This is a genomic window from Micromonospora sp. NBC_01655, assembly GCF_026339755.1.
Taxonomy (GTDB): domain Bacteria; phylum Actinomycetota; class Actinomycetes; order Mycobacteriales; family Micromonosporaceae; genus Micromonospora.
The window spans coordinates 6,081,782-6,098,411 of record NZ_JAPEQF010000001.1 but is presented as its reverse complement, the minus strand read 5'-3'; the positions used below and the strand labels follow the sequence as shown (position 1 = coordinate 6,098,411).

Here is a 16,630-nt window from a genome sequence, read left to right as displayed (position 1 = left end):
CGGGGGGTCAGGCGGGGACGGGGCTCGGGTCGTCGGTGCGGAGGGGGGCGTCCGGCGCCACCGGGTTCCGGCGGCCGGCCGAGTCGTACGCGGCGCGGTCGAGGGTGCCCTCGCGGGCGGCGACGATGGTCGGGACGACGGCCTGACCGGCCACGTTGGTGGCGGTGCGGATCATGTCCAGGATCGGGTCGATGGCCAGCAGCAGGCCGGCGCCGGCCAGCGGCAGGCCCAGCGTGCTCAGGGTCAGCGTGAGCATCACGATCGCGCCGGTCAGTCCGGCGGTGGCCGCCGAGCCGACCACGGAGACGAACGCGATCAGCAGGTAGTCGCCGACGCCGAGGTCCACCCCGAAGACCTGCGCGACGAAGATCGCCGCGAGGGCCGGGTAGACCGCCGCGCAGCCGTCCATCTTCGTGGTGGCGCCGAACGGCACCGCGAACGAGGCGTACTCGCGGGGGACGCCGAGGCGCTCGACGGAACGCTGGGTCACCGGCATCGTCCCGACCGAGGAGCGGGAGACGAAGGCCAGCTCGATGGCCGGCCAGGCGCCGGCGAAGAAGCGCAACGGGTTGAGCCGGCCCGCGACGGCCAACAGCAGCGGGTAGACCACGAACAGCACGATCGCGCAGCCGACGTACACGGCGGTGGTGAACTTCGCCAGCGGGGCCAGCAGGTCCCAGCCGTACGAGGCGACGGCGTGGCCGATCAGGCCGAGGGTGCCGATCGGGGCGAGCCGGATCACCCACCACAGCGCCTTCTGCACGATGGCCAGCAGGGACCGGTTGAGCGCCACGAACGGCTCGGCGGCCTCGCCGACCAGCAGCGCGGCGGCGCCCACCACCAGGGCCAGGAAGACGATCTGGAGCACGTTGCCCTCGACGAACGCGCCGACCGGATTGGTCGGCACGATGCCGGTGAGGAAGTCGGTCCACGAACCGGTGGTCTTCGGCGGGGTGGCCCCGCCGACGTCCAGGGTGACGCCCCGGCCCGGGTCGGTGAGCAGGCCGAGGCCGATGCCGACGGCCACCGCGACGAGCGCGGTGACGCCGAACCAGAGCAGGGTCTTCAGCGCCAGCCGGGCGGCGTTGGCCACGCCGCGCAGGCTGACCACGCTGACCACGAGGGCGGTGAAGACCAGCGGCGGCACGGCCAGCTTGAGTAGCTGGACGAAGAGGCCGCCGACGGTGTCGAGGGTGCTGGCCAGCCAGCTCAGGTCGTTGGCGCGGGCGAGGAAGCCCAGCGCCACGCCGAGGACGAGGCCGAGCAGGATCTGTACGGAGAAGGGGAACTTGCGCAGGGCGGAAGCCATGAGGATGCGTCCAAGGGTCTGGGGGCGGTCGGTCGGGCGGGCGTCAGGAGACGGGCCGCGCCGGACAGATGCCGCTGGCCTGCCGTCGGAGGTCGACGTACAGGCGCACGGTGAGGTGCCAGACGTTGGTCATCGCCTGCCGACGATACGCCGCCCCCCGCCGCAGGTGGAAGGAGCGCCGACGGTGAGGCTCCTTACAGGGGTGGCCTGCGGGGTTCGCCGTCGACCGGAGGCCTCAGCGGCGGCGCAGGGCGAGGGCGGTGGCGGTGGCCAGGCCCCAGGCGGCGCAGACCGCGAGCAGCACCCGTTCCAGCACGCCGGTCAGGGCACTCCGACCGACGACGAGCATCGCCAGCCCCACCGCCCCGGCCAGCGGCAGCGACACCGCCGCGCCGGCTGCGGCGAGCCGCCGCAGCAGGGCCGCCGCGGCCGGAGAGAACAGCACCGCCAGCATCGCGAACACCACGGACGCCGTCGCCGCGATGCTCGCTCCGCCGTGCACCAGGTCGGCCACCGTGGCCCGTTCGAACGGCGGCAGCGGGCAGCCGGCGCTGCACGTCACCGCGCCGGAGAGCGCTGCGCACACGCCACCGGCGGCGAGCAGGCCGGCCGCGACCCGCAGCGCCGCCGGCAGCGCCGCGGCGAGCAGCAGCAACGCGCCGGCCAGGGCGAACACCCCGATCCGGTACATCGGGGCGTACCCGCTGTCGGTGACGCCGGCCTCGCTGACGTACCCGGTCAGGCCCGGGCCCGGACCGGCGGCCACGGCGACGGTCACCGCGACCGTGCCGGCCAGGACGCAGCCGGCGGCGGCCGACGCGGCGGCGGCCCGGGGCGCGGGCGACGGGGCGGGCCGGTCGGGTCGGGGCCCGGGGCCGGCCGGCCCGGTGGGCGCCGGCCGCCTCCGGTCAGCCACGCCCGTGCGGCGTCTGAACTGGGCAGGCCATGCCGACAACCTATCCGCTCACCGCGCGGATATCCTGGCCCCGCGTCGCCGTGACCCGGCGGGCCCGTGTCGACCCTCCCACCACCCCGAAGGACTACGTCGATGACCGTGGCATATCTCGTGGCCGGTGTCCGCACCCCGATCGGCCGGTACGCCGGCGCGCTGTCCGGGCTGCGCCCCGACGACCTCGCCGCGCACGTGATCCGCGAGCTGGTCGCCCGGCACCCGTCGGTCGACTGGGCCCGGGTCGACGACGTGGTTCTCGGCTGCGCCAACCAGGCCGGCGAGGACAACCGCAACGTGGCCCGGATGGCCGCGCTGCTGGCCGGGCTGCCCGGCGAGGTGCCCGGCAGCACCGTCAACCGGCTCTGCGGCTCCGGCCTGGACGCGCTGGCCACCGCCGCCCGGCAGGTCGTCGCCGGGGAGGCGGAGCTGGTCGTGGCCGGCGGGGTGGAGAGCATGAGCCGGGCGCCGTTCGTCATGCCGAAGGCCACCTCGGCGTTCTCCCGGGCCGCCGAGGTGTACGACACCACGATCGGCTGGCGACTGGTCAACCCGCTGATGGAGCGGGAGTGGGGCATCGACTCGATGCCCGAGACCGCCGAGAACGTGGCTGCCGAGTATGGCGTCGACCGCGCCGCGCAGGACGCGTTCGCGTACCGGTCGCAGCAGCGGGCCGCCCGGGCACAGGCCGGCGGCCGGTTCGCCGAGGAGATCGTGCCGGTGACCGTGCCGGCCGGGCGGCGCGAGACGAAGCTGGTCGAGGTCGACGAGCACCCCCGAAAGACCTCGCTGGAGAAGCTCGCCGCGCTGCCCACCCCGTTCCGGGAGGGCGGCACGGTGACCGCCGGCAACTCCTCCGGCGTCAACGACGGCGCGGTGGCGCTGCTGGTGGCCGGCGCGCGGGCGGTGGCCCGGTACGGGCTGACCCCGCTGGCCCGGGTGACCGGCGCCGCCGCGGCCGGAGTGCCGCCCCGGATCATGGGCATCGGGCCGGTGCCGGCCACCCGCCGGCTGCTCGACCGGCTCGGGGTGGGCCTCGACGGCGTCGACGTGATCGAGCTGAACGAGGCGTTCGCCGCCCAGTCGGTGGCGGTGCTGCGCGAGCTGGGCCTGCCCGAGGACGCCGAGCACGTCAACCCCAACGGTGGCGCGATCGCCCTGGGTCACCCGCTGGGGGCCAGCGGCGCCCGGCTGGCGCTCACCGCAGCGCTGGAGCTGCGCCGCCGGGGTGCCCGACGGGCGCTCGCCACCATGTGCGTCGGGGTGGGTCAGGGCATCTCGCTGATGCTGGAGTCGGCCGGCTGACCGGTGCCCGGTGGCCGAATCGGATCTCGCCTACCGTGGAGCCTGCGGCCTAGAGTGTGGAACACCACAGACCTGCGGGTCGGCCGGCCACCGGCGGGGTGCGCCCGAGCGCGCCCGGCGGCCGGCGCGGCCCGCGGCGCGGCGACGACTGGGCGGGAGCGACACACATGCCGGACGGACTTCCCACCGAGATCGATCTGAGCCGGCCGAGCGCGGCTCGGGTCTACGACTACTTCCTCGGCGGCGCGCACAACTTCGAGATCGACCGGAAGCTCGCCGAGCAGATCGCGGGCATGACGCCGAACCTGGCCGCCACGATGCGTTCCGGCCGGGAGTTCCTGCGCCGCGCGGTCCGGGCGCTGCTCGACGCCGGGATCGACCAGTTCCTCGACATCGGCTCGGGGATACCCACCGTCGGCAACGTCCACGAGGTGGCCCAGGCCGCGAACCCGAAGGCCCGGGTGGTCTACGTCGACATCGACCCGGTGGCGGTGGCGCACAGCCGGGAGCTGCTGGCCGGCAACGACCTGACCGGCGTGATCCACGCCGACCTGCGGGAGCCGGAGCGCATCCTCGCCGAGTGCCGGGCCACGGGCCTGCTCGACCTCGGCCGGCCGGTCGGCATCCTGCTCGCCGGGGTGGTGCACTTCGTCCCGGACGCCGACCGTCCCGCCGACGTCCTGGCCACCCTGCGGGCCGCCGCCGTCCCCGGCAGCTTCCTGGTCGTCTCCCACTCCACGTTCGAGGACCAGCCGCAGGAGATGCTGGACGCGCAGCGGCTGTCGGCGCGCACCGACACCGAGATCACCCTGCGCTCCCGGGCCGAGATCACCGGCTTCTTCGGCGACTGGACGATCCTGGCTCCGGGGGTGGTGCACATGCCGCTGTGGCGCCCCGACTCGCCGTCCGACGTGGACGACCACCCCGAGCGGTTCGGCGCGTTCGGCGGCGTCGCCCGGTACGACCAGCCCGCCGGCTAGGCGGCCATGACAGCCGTGCCGGGGCCCGGCGGTGAGCAGCTCAGCCGCGCCGGTGCCGAGGCGTACGCCGCCGGGTGGGCCCGCGCGGCGCGTCGGCTCGGGTTCGTGCCGCTGAGCGCCGTCGAGACCGAGCGGCTGCTGTTCGTGCACACGGTACGGCTGGCCCAGGCGTTGCTCGCCGAGGCGTTCTCCGCCCGGCCCGCCGAGGACGTCGGCCGGGCGCTGGTCGAGGCACACCTGATCGAGCCCGGGTTCCTGGACTGGTCGGTCACCGCCCTCGGGGAACGGTTCGTCGCCCAGGTGCTGCCGGGCCACCCGGCCCGGCACGGCACGGCCGACCGGGTAGCCGCCCTCCAGGGCGCCTTCGCCGGCGGGTTCGCCCGGGCGCTGCGCGACCGCACCTTCGCCCAGCAGGAACGCATCGCCCGCAGCGCCTGGCAGGCCCGGGACCGCGTCGAGCAGGCCCTGCGGGACAGCGAGGCGCGGTTCCGGGCGGTCTTCACCGGGGCGGCGACCGGGATCGGCATCGCCGGCATCGACGGGCAGATCATCGAGGTCAACCAGCCCTTCGCCGACATGCTCGGCTACTCCGCCGAGGAGCTGCGGCAGACCAACGTGGCGGGGCTGTTCCACGCCGAGGACGCGGCCGGGATGTGGGAGCTGTACCAGGAGCTGATCGAGGGCAAGCACGACTCGGCCCGGGTGGAGAAGCGCTACCACCGCAAGGACGGCAGCGTGGTGTGGACGGACCTGGCCGTCTCGCTGATCCGGTACGACGACGGCCGGCCGCGCTTCACCGTGGCGATGATCGAGGACATCACCGAGCGGTACGAACTCCAGCAGCGGCTGCGCTTCCAGGCGCTGCACGACCCGCTCACCGGCCTGCCCAACCGGACCCTGTTCTTCGAGACCCTCGGCCAGGTGCTCGGCGACGCCGGCCCGGACCACCGGATCGGGGTCTGCTTCCTCGACCTGGACGGCTTCAAGGCGGTCAACGACGGCCTCGGGCACGACCTCGGCGACCGGCTGCTGGTCGTGATCGCCCGCCGGCTGGCCGAGTGCGTCGCCGGGCACGGCCACCTGGTCGCCCGGATGGGCGGCGACGAGTTCGTCATCCTCGTCGACGGCGGCGACGGCATCGACGACGCGGTGGGCGTCGCGGAGATGGCGCTCGCGGCGGTCTCCGTCCCGGTGCACGTCGGCGACCAGCAGCTCGTGGTGTCGGCCAGCATCGGCATCGTGGAGTGCCCCAGCGCCGAGACCAGCGCGTCGGAGCTGATGAAGGCCGCCGACACCACCCTGTACTGGGCGAAGGCGGAGGGGCGCGGCCGGTGGGCGGTCTACGACCCCGAGCGCAGCGCCCGCGACATCGCCCGTTCGGCGCTGGTCGCCGGCCTGCCCGCGGCGCTGGACCGGGGCGAGTTCGTCGTCCACTACCAGCCGATCGTGTCGCTGCTGGACTCCTCGATGGTGGCGGTCGAGGCGCTGGTCCGCTGGCAGCATCCCGAGCTGGGGCTGGTCGGGCCGGACCGGTTCATCGGGCTGGCCGAGGAGACCGGCCTGATCGTCCGGCTCGGCGAGTGGGTGCTCCGGCAGGCGTGCCGCGACGCCGAGGCGTGGCGCCGGCAGTTCCCCGGAACGGAGCTGGTGGTCAGCGTCAACCTGGCCGCGCGGCAGGCCAACGACCCGGCCATCGTCGATACGGTGGCGAGCGCGCTGAGCCGCAGCGGGCTGCCCGCCCGCCTGCTCCAGCTCGAACTGACCGAGAGCGCCGTGATGGGCACCACGGGGGAGCCGTTGCGGTCGCTGCACCAGCTCGCCGACCTCGGCGTACGACTGGCGATCGACGACTTCGGCACCGGGTACTCGAACCTGGCGTACCTGCGGCGGCTGCCGATCCACTGCCTCAAGCTGGCCGGGCCGTTCGTGGAGGGGATCCGGGCGGACGACCCACTGGACCCGGCCGACCACCGCGACGAGCGGATCGTGGACGCGCTGGTCCGGCTGGCGCACGCCCTTGAGCTGTGGGTCACCGCCGAGGCGGTGGAGACCGAGGCGCAGGCCGAGCGGCTGCGCGCGCTGCGCTGCGACACCGGGCAGGGGTGCTGGTTCGGCGGCCCCGTGCCGGCCGCAGCGATCACCGCCCGGCTGCGCGGGGACGATCCCCCAGAGGGAATGGCATGAGCCTGACGGACTCGCAGGCGGTCGTCTCGGTGGTGGCCGCGCTGGCCATCGTGGCGGGGCTGGCCGGGGTGGTGGTGCCGGGGCTGCCCGCGCTGCCGCTGTGCTGGGGCGGGGTGCTGGTGTGGGCGCTGTTCGGCGACGCCGGGGCGGGCCGCTGGCTGGTGCTGGCCGCCGCCACCGTGGTCGCGGCCGGCGGTGCCGTGGTCAAGTACCTCTGGCCGGGGCGCAACCTGCGCAGCGCCGGGGTGCCGACGTCGTCCCTGCTGGCCGGCGGCGTGCTGGGGCTGGTCGGGTTCTTCGTGATCCCGGTGGTCGGCCTGGTGGTCGGCTTCGTCGGCGGGGTGTGGGGTGCCGAGCGGCTGCGGCTGGGCAGCAACCAACTCGCCTGGCCGTCGACGGTGCAGGCGCTCAAGGCCGCCGGCCTGTCCATGCTGGTCGAGTTTCTCGCCGGCCTGGTGATCGGCGTGCTCTGGGTCGCCGGCCTGCTGTTCGCGTGAGGGTGGTGCGGCGGCGGGGGCGGATCGCCGTACGGTGAGAGAGAGGTGAACGCCCCGCGCCGCCGCGGGCCGGGCGGTGCCGAGCGCCCGGCGGGCCCGTCCGGATCGGGCCTGGTCACAGGCTCAAGGATGCGGCCCGCTGACGGCGCGGGCAAGGCAATTAGGGACGGGCCACGGACCGCAACCGGATCACAACCGCCGGATGGTTCACTCCGCGGCACCGGCGGGGATCGCCGGTGGAAGAGAGCGGGAGGCTGAATTGTCCGAGAAGCTGCGCAGGATCGCGCTCGGTGCCGGCATGTCACTGACGGTGGGCGTAGCCCACCTGCTCTGGGCCGTCGCCCCGGCCCACGCCTCGGGTGGCACGGTGCAGGTGAACGGATCGACGGTGTCCTACGTCGCCCCGGCGGGTGTCGCCAGCCACGTGACGGTGGAGTCGGTCGACGGCGGTGTCGCGGTCACCGACACCGGGTCGTCCGTGGTGTCGGGCGCCGGCTGCGTTCCGGTCACCAGGAACCAGGCGACCTGCCAGGTGACCGGGGCGGTGACCGTCGCGATCTGGACCGGGGACCTGGCCGACGAGGTGCACGTCACGGCCGCCGTGATGTTCGCCAAGATCGACGTGGGGGCCGGCGACGACCTGCCCCGATCCGGCGGGCCTTCGTGGTCTTCAACATGTCGTTCTCCTTTTCACCGGTCCCGGGAACTTCCCGTCGGGGACTGACCTATTTCTAGGCACCGGCGACTGTGGAGCGGTTGTGATCGGGTTGCGGTCCGGTCGTCTGACGGGTCGGCTCACGGAGCCGGTCGCGACCGCGGCCGATCGGGTCCGGCTGACAGCCGGGTAGGCGGGGCGGGGCGGGCCGCCGCGCGGGCCAGTCGCGGAATCATGGAAACGCGACCGTGGGGCCACTGCCCAGCTGCACGAATTCGACGATCTCGTCGAGTCCGGGTCGGTAGCCGTCGCTGGTGTCGACTTCGAGCTGGGGTACGTCGAGTCGGACGCGGTCGAAGCTGTCGTGGCCGACCGCGTGCACCTGCTGCTCGACGAGGGACGCGTCGGCGTGTGCGCGCCGCGTGGGGTTCTCGTTCTGCCGCTGCCGGATGCGGTCCCATGCGATCTCGGCCGCGAGCTGGCAATGCACGATCCGGATGTCGGCAAGGCCGGCCAGGGGCCGCAGGTGGGGACGCCAGAGCCGGTCCTGGAAGGCTGCCTCGGCAACCGTGGTGACACCTGCCGTCAGGAGCAGTTCCAGCACCTGGAAGAACGTCGGCAGCGTGCGCAGGGTCAGCGCGTCGCTCGGCGCGGCGATGAAGTCGCCAGCCGCGTGGACCATGCCCTCCTTGATCTCGTCCCGGCAGATCGCCGGACAGCCGATTCTGCGGGCGAGTCGATGGGCGAGCGTGGTCTTGCCCGCGCCGGGTGGACCGCTGACGACGACAAGAGTCGGTCTTCTCCGCACCAGGTCGCTCATGGTCGCGCTCGCGGCGGGACGGGGCGTCGTACGCTGGTCATGCTCGACGCTCGACAGCCGGCCTTTCGACACTTCTGGGTCAGGCTACGGGGCCGATCTGCTTGGCCAGGTCGACGAACGACCGCCAGGTCCGAGGGTTGAAGTGGAGGGTGCCGCCCTCGCGGTCCTTGGTGTCGCGCACCAGCACGACGCCCGGCATGTTGTCGGCCACCTCGACGCAGGACCCGCCGTTGCCGCCGGACCTGGTCGACTTCCGCCACTGCGGGGTCATCGATTCCATGACTTCGCCACCTCCTTGATCAGCTCGATGGACTGCCGGCGGGAAAGCGCCTCGTTCCGCACGATCTCCCACGTCTTCGCCAGCCTAGCAACGTCGGCGGGCGCATCGACGATCTGCGCGTTGAGCTGGTTGTCCGCGTGGGCCACCCGGGCGCCGTCGGGCAACTCGGCGATGATGAACTGCCCGGCCAGCCCCAGGTACATCCCGGCGTCCACGGGCACGACGTGCACCTGGATGTGCTCCCGCAGCGCCTGCGCGGCGAGGTGGTCGAGCTGTTCCGCCATGAGCCCCGGCTGGTCGAGCACCGGCCGGCGCAGCACGCTCTCGTCCACGACGGCGATGAACTGAGGCGGGCGGTCGCGCTCCAGGACCTCCTGCCGTCCCAGCCTCGATGCGACGTTCCGCTCGACCTCGTCGGCGGTGAAGCGACCCCCGGCCAGCGTCGCCCGCGCGTACCGCTCGGTCTGGAGCAGGCCGGGGAGGTAGGACAGCTCGAACCACCGCAGCGTGGTCGCCTCGCGCTCGAACTCGATCCATTCGCGCAGCCAGACCGGCTCGGCGTCCAGCTTGGCCAGCTCGCGGAGCATCCGGCCGAACCGGCCGTCGAGGTTGTAGTGATTGTCGATCGCCTTCATGTACTCCTTCGTCGGCGGGCGACCACCCGTCTCGACCGAGCTGACGTGGGAGCCGGAGTAACCGATGGCCCGGCCGAATTCGTCCTGACTGGCCCCGAGTGACGCTCGGAACAGTCGCAGTTCACCGAGCACGTAGTTTGTGGCCGTACCCATCGATCCCCCAATTTTGGCTCAGCCTCGTCGGTGTGTCTCGCGTGGTCGCTCGACCAGCCCTCTGACCTGCGCGGACCGGGCGAGCGCGTATGGAGAGTAGCGGCGTCCTCACCAGACTGTCACTACGCGGACCCGCTTTTGGCCACAGGCGGAGGCGGGTTCTGCGCCGGGGGTCGCCCGGTCCTTCCCAGAGCTGGCGACCCCCACCTGTGCGGCGAGGAGGGGGAGAGAATGAGCGGACACCATGGAGGCTGGCCCGATGGCGCCGCCCCCGGTCTTCCCGAGGATCGGCGGGGGCGGGGAGTGAACCCGCTGGTCGCCACGGGCGACGTGCTGACCCTTCAGCCGTGCGACTACTGCATCGGGCGGACCGTCCTGTGGTTGAGGGTCACGTACGTCCCCCGGTACGCGAACTTCCTGGCGTCCCGGTGGGTGCGGCTGGAGGGGTTGGAGCTGCGCCCCGACGGCACGCCGTGGCGGGAGCGCGTCGTCATGGTCCGGGTGCAGGCGATCATCGACGACCCGCCGGCCCGGCTGGAGCCGGGGGTGCGGGAGCGGTGACGGGCCAACACCCGCCGAGGTACGCCGGCGGACCGTGCCTCACCTGCGGCAAGCCATGGCCCTGCTTCGATCGCCAGGTGGCGAGCCTCGTCGAGTTCGCCGGCCGGGGGAGCCTGCTCGTCGCGTACATGGGCGACTGGCTCCGCCTGGGGGTCGAGGAGCGGGAGCGACGCGGCCTGCCGTTCGACCCCGAGATGGAGACGCGGCACCTCGGGTGGCTCGACATGGTCCTGCCGACGCAGGGGGACCACCGGAGCGGCGATGCCTGAGGCCGGGCCGCCCAGGAAGCCGAAGTGCGGGGATCTCCTGTACGTCAACCGGGCCGCCAGCGTCCAGTTCGTCCGGCCCATCGTCTTCCGCGTGATCCGCGTCCACGACGACTGGCACACCTACCACGGGTGGCTGTGGCTGGACGGCTACGAGGTCGACGCCAAGGGCGACGCCGTGGCCCGCCGCTCGATCTACGTCCAGCCGGCGGGGCTGCGGTGGCTCACCACCCGGCTAGTGCCCCGTCATGCAGCCTTGACGGGGTAATCCGGGTGCCGGATCCTGGATTCGGTGGCGAATCCGGTGGTCAGTTCCGTGACGTGGCCGACCTCGACGAGAACGGCGCCACGGTCGCCCGCCGCAGCGCTTTACCGGATCCTTCTACCCACCGGCCACCGCCCCCACAGCCTCGTGCGTGGGGAGGCGGCCTGCCCGACACGCCCTCGGCACCCACGGCGGTGGCAAAGAATTCGGGCGGGAGCGCTTCGGTCACGGAGTCCGGGGGTTCCTGGCGTGGGCGCCGCTGCACAGCAGGTGTGCCTTCCAGGTGCCTATGGAGCTGAGTCGAATACGACATCGGCCACGCCCGCCGCCATCGACCACGCCCGTCGCCATCGGCCACGCCCGCCGCCGTCGGCGACCGCCAGCCACGACTGCCAGCCGCGACCCGACGGGGCGGTGGGTGACCGCGAACGGTGGTGGCCCGACCGACGGTGATGACGTGAACGACTCAGCTCCATAGGCACCGCCGCCCACGTCATCGACCGCCGTCGCCCACAGTTCCGCCCGGGCCACCGTTCCCCGCCGGCCGGGGACCGCACCCACGACCAGGCAATGGTCTTGCCCCGCGTCACCCTCCAGCCAGGCCACGCATCGCGTACGCCCAGGTCAGACATACCTCAATCGACTACGTAAAGACCCTGCCTCAGAACCGACGGATTACACGATCAACGTTCAAAGACGACTAGGACCTCTGGTTCGCGTCGCGCCGGTAGCTGTAGTGGATGAGCCCCTCGTGGAATGTGGCCACCTTGTCGTACAGGGCGCGAGCTGGAGAGTCGTCCAGCGTGTTCCAGTAAAGGCGTGGGGCGCCGTGCTCCTCGGCGTCCCACGCCATCCACTTGAGCATTGCCGTCGCGACACCCCGCCGCCGGACTTCCGGGTCCACGAACAGGTCCGCTAGATAGCATCTCCCGACCCCCCAGATGGCGGCGTGGAACACGTAGTGCGCGATGCCGACCATCTTGCCGTCGAGCCGCGCGGCGATCCCGCGTCTCTGGTCCCCATCGAGCAGGCGTTGCCAGGTCTGTTCGTAGCCGTCGTCGCTGATCTCGGTCCCGAAGTACGCATTCTGCCCACGGGCCAGCACTTCCCAGTTGGCGCGATCGGATCCGGTCAGGGGGCTGATCTCCACCATGGCGCCCATCCTGCCGTACGGGTCAGGTCGGCGGTGGGCACGGATCAGAAGGCCCGGTCAGCGCCGGGTCGAACGTGGCGGCTGGCCGTCACACCACGGTGTCGGTGCAGGCTCAGTGGCCTGCACTGGTCCGGTCAACACACCTTCCTCGCCTCCGGGTTTGCCGGCACGCCGTGGCCGGGCATTGACGGTGATCCGGTCAGGCAGTAGACCTTGGTGATGGAGGCCCGCGGATGAGCAGAGCTCCCCTGTCCCTCGAAGAGCTACGGGCCGCCGTCGCCGCCGGCAAGCTCGACACGGTGGTGCTGGCGCTGGTCGACATGCAGGGCCGGTTGCAGGGCAAACGGTTCCACGCGCCGTTCTTCCTCGACCAGGTGGTGGAGCACGGCAGCGAGGGGTGCGACTACCTGCTCGCCGTGGACGTCGACATGAACACCGTCGACGGGTACGCGATGTCGAGCTGGGAGCGCGGCTACGGCGACCTCGCCATGGTGCCCGACCTGGAGACCCTGCGCCGGGTGCCGTGGCAGCCGGGGACGGCGATGCTGCTGGCCGACCTGGCGTGGCCGGACGGGTCCGGGCCGGTGGTCGCCTCGCCCCGGCAGATCCTGCGCCGCCAGCTCGACCGGCTCGCCGCGCACGGGCTGACCGCGTACGCCGGCACCGAGCTGGAGTTCGTCGTCTACCGCGACTCGTACGAGGACGCCTGGCGGCGCGGCTACCGCGAGCTGACCCCGGCGAACCAGTACAACGTGGACTATTCGCTGCTCGGCACCGCCCGGGTCGAGCCGCTGCTGCGCCGCATCCGCACCGAGATGGCCGGCGCGGGCCTGACCCCGGAGAGCGCCAAGGGCGAGTGCAACCTCGGCCAGCACGAGATCGCCTTCCGCTACGACGAGGCGGTAGCCTGCGCCGACCACCACGTGATCTACAAGAACGGGGCGAAGGAGATCGCCGCCCAGGAGGGCATGTCGATCACCTTCATGGCCAAGCCGAACGCCCGGGAGGGCAACTCCTGCCACATCCACTTCTCGCTGCGCGACGCCGACGGCCGCTCGGCGATGCTCGGCGACGGCCCGGCGCACCTCAGCGTCACCGGCCAGCGGGTGCTGGCCGGGCTGCTGGACACCATGCGCGAGTTCAGCCTGCTGTTCGCCCCGAACGTCAACTCGTACAAGCGGTACCAGCCCGGCTCGTTCGCCCCGACCGCGCTGCGCTGGGGCACCGACAACCGCACCTGCGCGCTGCGGCTGGTCGGCCACGGCGAGGGGATGCGGGTGGAGAACCGGGTGCCCGGCGCGGACGTCAACCCGTACCTGGCGATCGCCGGGCTGGTGGCCGGGGCGGTGCACGGCATCGAGCGCGAGCTGGAACTGGGCGCGGAGTGCGCCGGCAACGCGTACGACGAGCCGTCTTCGGCGACGAGGTGCACGCCCACTACGCCAACCACGCCCGCGTAGAGCTGGCGTCCTTCGACGCCGCGATAACGGACTGGGAGCTGACCCGTGGCTTCGAACGCCTCTGACCGCGTCGATCATGGACTGGTGGTGGGCGAAGTATGGCGGTACGGGGTTTTCGTGGGGCGCCACGACTCCATGATCGACGAGGAAAGGGTGGAAAGGGTGGAAAGGGTGGGGAGGGAGGGGAGGTGGGGGGCGTGATGGAGGTGGTTGATCCCGCTAGCGGGGTTGTGGTGGGGGAGGTGTCCGCGTTCTCGCTGGTGGAGGTCGATGAGGCGGTTGCGCGGGCGGGGGCGGCGTTCGAGTCGTGGCGGAAGGTGGGGCCGGGGGAGCGGGCGCGGGTGTTGCGGCGGTTCGCCGGACTCGTCGACGCGCACCTGGAGGAGCTGGCGTCGCTGGAGGTGCGCAACTCCGGGCACACCATCGGCAACGCCCGGTGGGAGGCGGGCAACGTCCGGGACGTGCTCGACTACTACGCGGGCGCGCCCGAGCGGCTGACCGGCCGGCAGATCCCCGTGCCGGGCGGGCTGGACGTCACCTTCCACGAGCCGCTGGGCGTGGTCGGGGTGATCGTGCCGTGGAACTTCCCGATGCCGATCGCCGCCTGGGGTTTCGCCCCGGCGCTCGCCGCCGGCAACACGGTGCTGCTCAAGCCGGCCGAGCTGACCCCGCTGACCGCGCTGCGCCTGGCCGAGCTGGGCCGCGAGGCCGGGCTGCCCGAGGACGTGTTCACCGTGCTGCCCGGCGAGGGGTCGGTGGTGGGGGAACGGTTCGTCACCCACCCGGCCGTACGCAAGGTCTGCTTCACCGGCTCCACCGAGGTCGGCACCCGGATCATGGCCGGCTGCGCCGAGCAGGTGAAACGGGTCACCCTGGAGCTGGGCGGCAAGAGCGCCAACCTGGTCTTCGCCGACGCCGACCTGGAGAGGGCGGCGGCCACCGCGCCGTACGCGGTCTTCGACAACGCCGGCCAGGACTGCTGCGCCCGGTCCCGGATCCTGGTCCAGCGCCCGGTGTACGACCGGTTCCTGGAGTTGCTGGAGCCCGCTGTGCGCGGCTTCCGGGTCGAGGACCCGGCGCTGGAGACCGCCGAGATGGGCCCGCTGATCTCCGCCGGCCAGCGCGACCGGGTCGCCGGGTACGTCGACGGGGCGACGGTGGCCTTCACCGGCTCCTGCCCGGAGGGCCCCGGCTTCTGGTACGCCCCGACGGTGCTGCTCGCCGACTCGCCGGCCGATCGGCACTGGCGGGAGGAGGTCTTCGGCCCGGTGGTGTCGGTGCTCCCGTTCGACGACGAGGCGGACGCGGTCCGGCTGGCCAACGACACCGAGTACGGCCTGTCCGGCTCGGTCTGGACCCGGGACGTGGGCCGGGCGATCCGGGTGGCCCGGGCGGTGGAGGCGGGCAACCTCAGCGTCAACTCGCACTCCTCGGTGCGGTACTGGACCCCGTTCGGTGGGATGAAGCGCTCCGGGTTCGGCCGCGAGTTGGGCCCGGACGCGCTGCACGCCTTCACCGACGTCAAGAACGTCTTCATCGCCACGGAGGAGTGACAAGGTGCAGGGTCGGTTGGCGGGGCGCGTCACGGTGGTCACCGGGGCGGGCAGCGGGATCGGGTTGGCCACCGCGCGGCGGTTCGCCGCCGAGGGGGCGCGGGTGGTCTGCGTCGACGTCGACGCGGCGGCGGGTGGGCAGGCCGCCGAGGAGGTCGGGGGAGAGTTCGTCGCCTGCGACGTGGCCGACGAGGCGGCGGTGCGGGACCTGTTCGACGGGGTGGTCGAGCGGCACGGCCGGGTGGACGTGGCGTTCAACAACGCCGGCATCTCCCCGCCGGAGGACGACTCGATCCTTCAGACCGGCCTGGACGCCTGGGAGCGGGTGCTGCGGGTCAACACCACCAGCGTCTACCTGTGCTGCAAGCACGTCATCCCGCACATGCGCCGGCAGGGCAAGGGGTCGATCATCAACACCGCGTCGTTCGTGGCGCTGATGGGGGCGGCCACCTCGCAGATCGCGTACACGGCGAGCAAGGGTGGGGTGCTGGCGATGACCCGCGAGCTGGGCGTGCAGTTCGCCCGGGAGGGCATCCGGGTCAACGCGCTGTGCCCCGGCCCGGTGGCCACCCCGCTGCTGCTGGAGCTGTTCGCCGCCGACCCGGAGCGGGCCGCCCGCCGGCTGGTGCACGTGCCGATGGGCCGGTTCGGCCGGCCGGAGGAGATCGCCGCGGCCGTGGCCTTCCTGGCCAGCGACGACTCCTCGTTCATGACCGCCGCCCAGTTCGTGGTCGACGGCGGGATCACCGGCGCGTACGTCACCCCGCTGTGACCTCCGGCCAGCGCGTCCGCGGGGCCGCCGCCCGTCCTGTCTGACGGGAAGGGCCATCCCATTTTCCGGTAGGTGGTGCGACGATGGCGGCATGGGGAAGGTCTATCCGGCCATCGACGGGCGGCTGCGCGACTTCATCGAGGAGCAGCCCGTCTTCTTCGTGGCCACCGCGCCCTCCGGCGCCGACGGGCACGTCAACCTGTCGCCGAAGGGGATGCGCGGCACCTTCGTCATCCTCGGCCCGCACCGGGTGGCCTGGCTCGACTTCCACGGCAGCGGGGCGGAGACCATCGCCCACCTGCGGCAGAACGGTCGCATCACGCTGATGTTCTGCGCCTTCACCGGCCCGCCGAACATCGTCCGGCTGCACGGGCGGGGCACGGCGGTGACGGTGGAGGACGCCGGTTTCGCCGAGCGGCTCGGCGACTTCCCCGACCCGCCGGACCTGCACTCCGCCCGCGCGGTGATCACGGTCGACGTCGACCGGGTCAGCGACTCCTGCGGGTACGCGGTGCCCCTCATGGACTATCAGGGGGACCGGGACCTGTTGGTCAGGTCACACTCCCGGCGCACCGCCGAGGACCTGGTCACCTACCGGGCCACGAAGAACGCCGCGAGCATCGACGGCCTGCCGGTCTTCTGACGCCGGACGCCGCCGTCCCGCCCGTTTCCGCCGGTGGTGGGCGGCGGCTGCCGTCCCCACCGTCCGCCGGCCGTGGGCGTTCGGGTGGCACGCGGGTTACCAGCGTCGTTCCCGACCGACGCGTTACGTTGCTGGTCCGTCTGGGTAGAAGGCGGGGCACGGCGACGATCATCGGTCGTCGGGGGGCGAC

At 72.7% G+C, this 16,630-nt stretch carries 17 protein-coding genes and 1 pseudogene; 12 read left to right on the top strand and 6 right to left on the bottom strand.

Going from position 1 to position 16,630, the window contains the following annotated elements; genetic code table 11:
- Window positions 1-7: 7 nt before the first annotated feature.
- Window positions 8-1,297 (bottom strand): dicarboxylate/amino acid:cation symporter, encoded by a 1,290-nt coding sequence (locus OOK41_RS26830; RefSeq protein ID WP_266268006.1) that lies wholly within the window; start codon window positions 1,295-1,297, stop codon window positions 8-10.
- A gap of 247 nt (window positions 1,298-1,544) precedes the next feature.
- Complete coding sequence (locus OOK41_RS26825; RefSeq protein ID WP_266267134.1) at window positions 1,545-2,225, bottom strand: DUF998 domain-containing protein; 681 nt, start codon at window positions 2,223-2,225, stop codon at window positions 1,545-1,547.
- A gap of 132 nt (window positions 2,226-2,357) precedes the next feature.
- Between OOK41_RS26825 and pcaF the strand changes: the two genes are divergently transcribed.
- The 5 genes from pcaF to OOK41_RS26800 all read left to right on the top strand — a co-directional run bounded on the left by pcaF (window position 2,358) and on the right by OOK41_RS26800 (window position 7,948).
- Entirely contained in the window at window positions 2,358-3,563 is a 1,206-nt protein-coding gene (pcaF, locus tag OOK41_RS26820) for a 3-oxoadipyl-CoA thiolase (RefSeq protein ID WP_266267133.1), read from the top strand.
- A 167-nt stretch (window positions 3,564-3,730) separates the two neighbouring features.
- Entirely contained in the window at window positions 3,731-4,543 is an 813-nt protein-coding gene (locus OOK41_RS26815) for an SAM-dependent methyltransferase (protein ID WP_266267132.1), read from the top strand.
- Window positions 4,544-4,549: 6 nt separating this feature from the next.
- Window positions 4,550-6,727 (top strand): bifunctional diguanylate cyclase/phosphodiesterase, encoded by a 2,178-nt coding sequence (locus tag OOK41_RS26810; protein WP_266267131.1) that lies wholly within the window; start codon window positions 4,550-4,552, stop codon window positions 6,725-6,727.
- Window positions 6,724-7,224, top strand: coding sequence for a DUF456 domain-containing protein (locus OOK41_RS26805; protein WP_117666412.1), 501 nt, complete (start codon window positions 6,724-6,726; stop codon window positions 7,222-7,224). The genes OOK41_RS26810 and OOK41_RS26805 overlap by 4 nt, the downstream gene beginning before the upstream one ends.
- Before the next feature lie 259 nt (window positions 7,225-7,483).
- Window positions 7,484-7,948 (top strand): hypothetical protein, encoded by a 465-nt coding sequence (locus tag OOK41_RS26800; RefSeq protein ID WP_266267130.1) that lies wholly within the window; start codon window positions 7,484-7,486, stop codon window positions 7,946-7,948.
- Between the two features lie 163 nt (window positions 7,949-8,111).
- On the opposite strand, the gene OOK41_RS26795 is transcribed toward OOK41_RS26800, so the two are convergent.
- The 3 genes from OOK41_RS26795 to OOK41_RS26785 form a co-directional block, all read right to left on the bottom strand.
- Window positions 8,112-8,699, bottom strand: a complete 588-nt coding sequence (locus tag OOK41_RS26795; RefSeq protein ID WP_266267129.1) for an ATP-binding protein — start codon at window positions 8,697-8,699, stop codon at window positions 8,112-8,114.
- 79 nt (window positions 8,700-8,778) lie between these two features.
- Complete coding sequence (locus OOK41_RS26790; RefSeq protein ID WP_266268005.1) at window positions 8,779-8,970, bottom strand: DUF397 domain-containing protein; 192 nt, start codon at window positions 8,968-8,970, stop codon at window positions 8,779-8,781.
- Window positions 8,967-9,767: a helix-turn-helix transcriptional regulator gene (locus OOK41_RS26785; protein WP_266267128.1), complete on the bottom strand. Its 801-nt coding sequence runs from the start codon at window positions 9,765-9,767 to the stop codon at window positions 8,967-8,969. The genes OOK41_RS26790 and OOK41_RS26785 overlap by 4 nt, the downstream gene beginning before the upstream one ends.
- A 303-nt stretch (window positions 9,768-10,070) precedes the next feature.
- Between OOK41_RS26785 and OOK41_RS26780 the strand changes: the two genes are divergently transcribed.
- The 3 genes from OOK41_RS26780 to OOK41_RS26770 all read left to right on the top strand — a co-directional run bounded on the left by OOK41_RS26780 (window position 10,071) and on the right by OOK41_RS26770 (window position 10,862).
- Window positions 10,071-10,328, top strand: a complete 258-nt coding sequence (locus OOK41_RS26780; protein WP_266267127.1) for a hypothetical protein — start codon at window positions 10,071-10,073, stop codon at window positions 10,326-10,328.
- Window positions 10,329-10,405: 77 nt separating this feature from the next.
- The gene (locus OOK41_RS26775) at window positions 10,406-10,597 is read left to right on the top strand and encodes a hypothetical protein (RefSeq protein WP_266267126.1); all 192 of its coding nucleotides are present in this window, start codon (window positions 10,406-10,408) and stop codon (window positions 10,595-10,597) included.
- Complete coding sequence (locus OOK41_RS26770; protein ID WP_323136240.1) at window positions 10,590-10,862, top strand: hypothetical protein; 273 nt, start codon at window positions 10,590-10,592, stop codon at window positions 10,860-10,862. The genes OOK41_RS26775 and OOK41_RS26770 overlap by 8 nt, the downstream gene beginning before the upstream one ends.
- 697 nt (window positions 10,863-11,559) lie before the next feature.
- On the opposite strand, the gene OOK41_RS26765 is transcribed toward OOK41_RS26770, so the two are convergent.
- Window positions 11,560-12,012: a GNAT family N-acetyltransferase gene (locus tag OOK41_RS26765; protein ID WP_266267125.1), complete on the bottom strand. Its 453-nt coding sequence runs from the start codon at window positions 12,010-12,012 to the stop codon at window positions 11,560-11,562.
- Between the two features lie 233 nt (window positions 12,013-12,245).
- On the opposite strand from OOK41_RS26765, the pseudogene OOK41_RS26760 reads away from it, so the two are divergent.
- The 4 genes and pseudogenes from OOK41_RS26760 to OOK41_RS26745 all read left to right on the top strand — a co-directional run bounded on the left by OOK41_RS26760 (window position 12,246) and on the right by OOK41_RS26745 (window position 16,440).
- Window positions 12,246-13,537 (top strand): annotated as a pseudogene (locus tag OOK41_RS26760) (glutamine synthetase family protein).
- 135 nt (window positions 13,538-13,672) lie between these two features.
- Window positions 13,673-15,025: an aldehyde dehydrogenase gene (locus OOK41_RS26755; protein ID WP_266268004.1), complete on the top strand. Its 1,353-nt coding sequence runs from the start codon at window positions 13,673-13,675 to the stop codon at window positions 15,023-15,025.
- Window positions 15,026-15,029: 4 nt separating this feature from the next.
- Complete coding sequence (locus OOK41_RS26750; protein WP_117666429.1) at window positions 15,030-15,797, top strand: 3-oxoacyl-ACP reductase; 768 nt, start codon at window positions 15,030-15,032, stop codon at window positions 15,795-15,797.
- A gap of 91 nt (window positions 15,798-15,888) precedes the next feature.
- Window positions 15,889-16,440 (top strand): pyridoxamine 5'-phosphate oxidase family protein, encoded by a 552-nt coding sequence (locus tag OOK41_RS26745; RefSeq protein WP_266267124.1) that lies wholly within the window; start codon window positions 15,889-15,891, stop codon window positions 16,438-16,440.
- Window positions 16,441-16,630 lie beyond the last annotated feature (190 nt).

Coding starts and splice junctions, on each gene's coding strand:
- OOK41_RS26810 (WP_266267131.1), top strand. CDS start 4,550: ATGACAGCCGTGCCGGGGCCCGGCGGTGAGCAGCTCAGCCGCGCCGGT.
- OOK41_RS26790 (WP_266268005.1), bottom strand. CDS start 8,970: ATGACCCCGCAGTGGCGGAAGTCGACCAGGTCCGGCGGCAACGGCGGG.
- OOK41_RS26755 (WP_266268004.1), top strand. CDS start 13,673: ATGGAGGTGGTTGATCCCGCTAGCGGGGTTGTGGTGGGGGAGGTGTCC.
- OOK41_RS26785 (WP_266267128.1), bottom strand. CDS start 9,767: ATGGGTACGGCCACAAACTACGTGCTCGGTGAACTGCGACTGTTCCGA.
- OOK41_RS26770 (WP_323136240.1), top strand. CDS start 10,590: ATGCCTGAGGCCGGGCCGCCCAGGAAGCCGAAGTGCGGGGATCTCCTG.
- OOK41_RS26815 (WP_266267132.1), top strand. CDS start 3,731: ATGCCGGACGGACTTCCCACCGAGATCGATCTGAGCCGGCCGAGCGCG.
- pcaF (WP_266267133.1), top strand. CDS start 2,358: ATGACCGTGGCATATCTCGTGGCCGGTGTCCGCACCCCGATCGGCCGG.
- OOK41_RS26795 (WP_266267129.1), bottom strand. CDS start 8,699: ATGAGCGACCTGGTGCGGAGAAGACCGACTCTTGTCGTCGTCAGCGGT.
- OOK41_RS26805 (WP_117666412.1), top strand. CDS start 6,724: ATGAGCCTGACGGACTCGCAGGCGGTCGTCTCGGTGGTGGCCGCGCTG.
- OOK41_RS26745 (WP_266267124.1), top strand. CDS start 15,889: ATGGGGAAGGTCTATCCGGCCATCGACGGGCGGCTGCGCGACTTCATC.
- OOK41_RS26765 (WP_266267125.1), bottom strand. CDS start 12,012: ATGGTGGAGATCAGCCCCCTGACCGGATCCGATCGCGCCAACTGGGAA.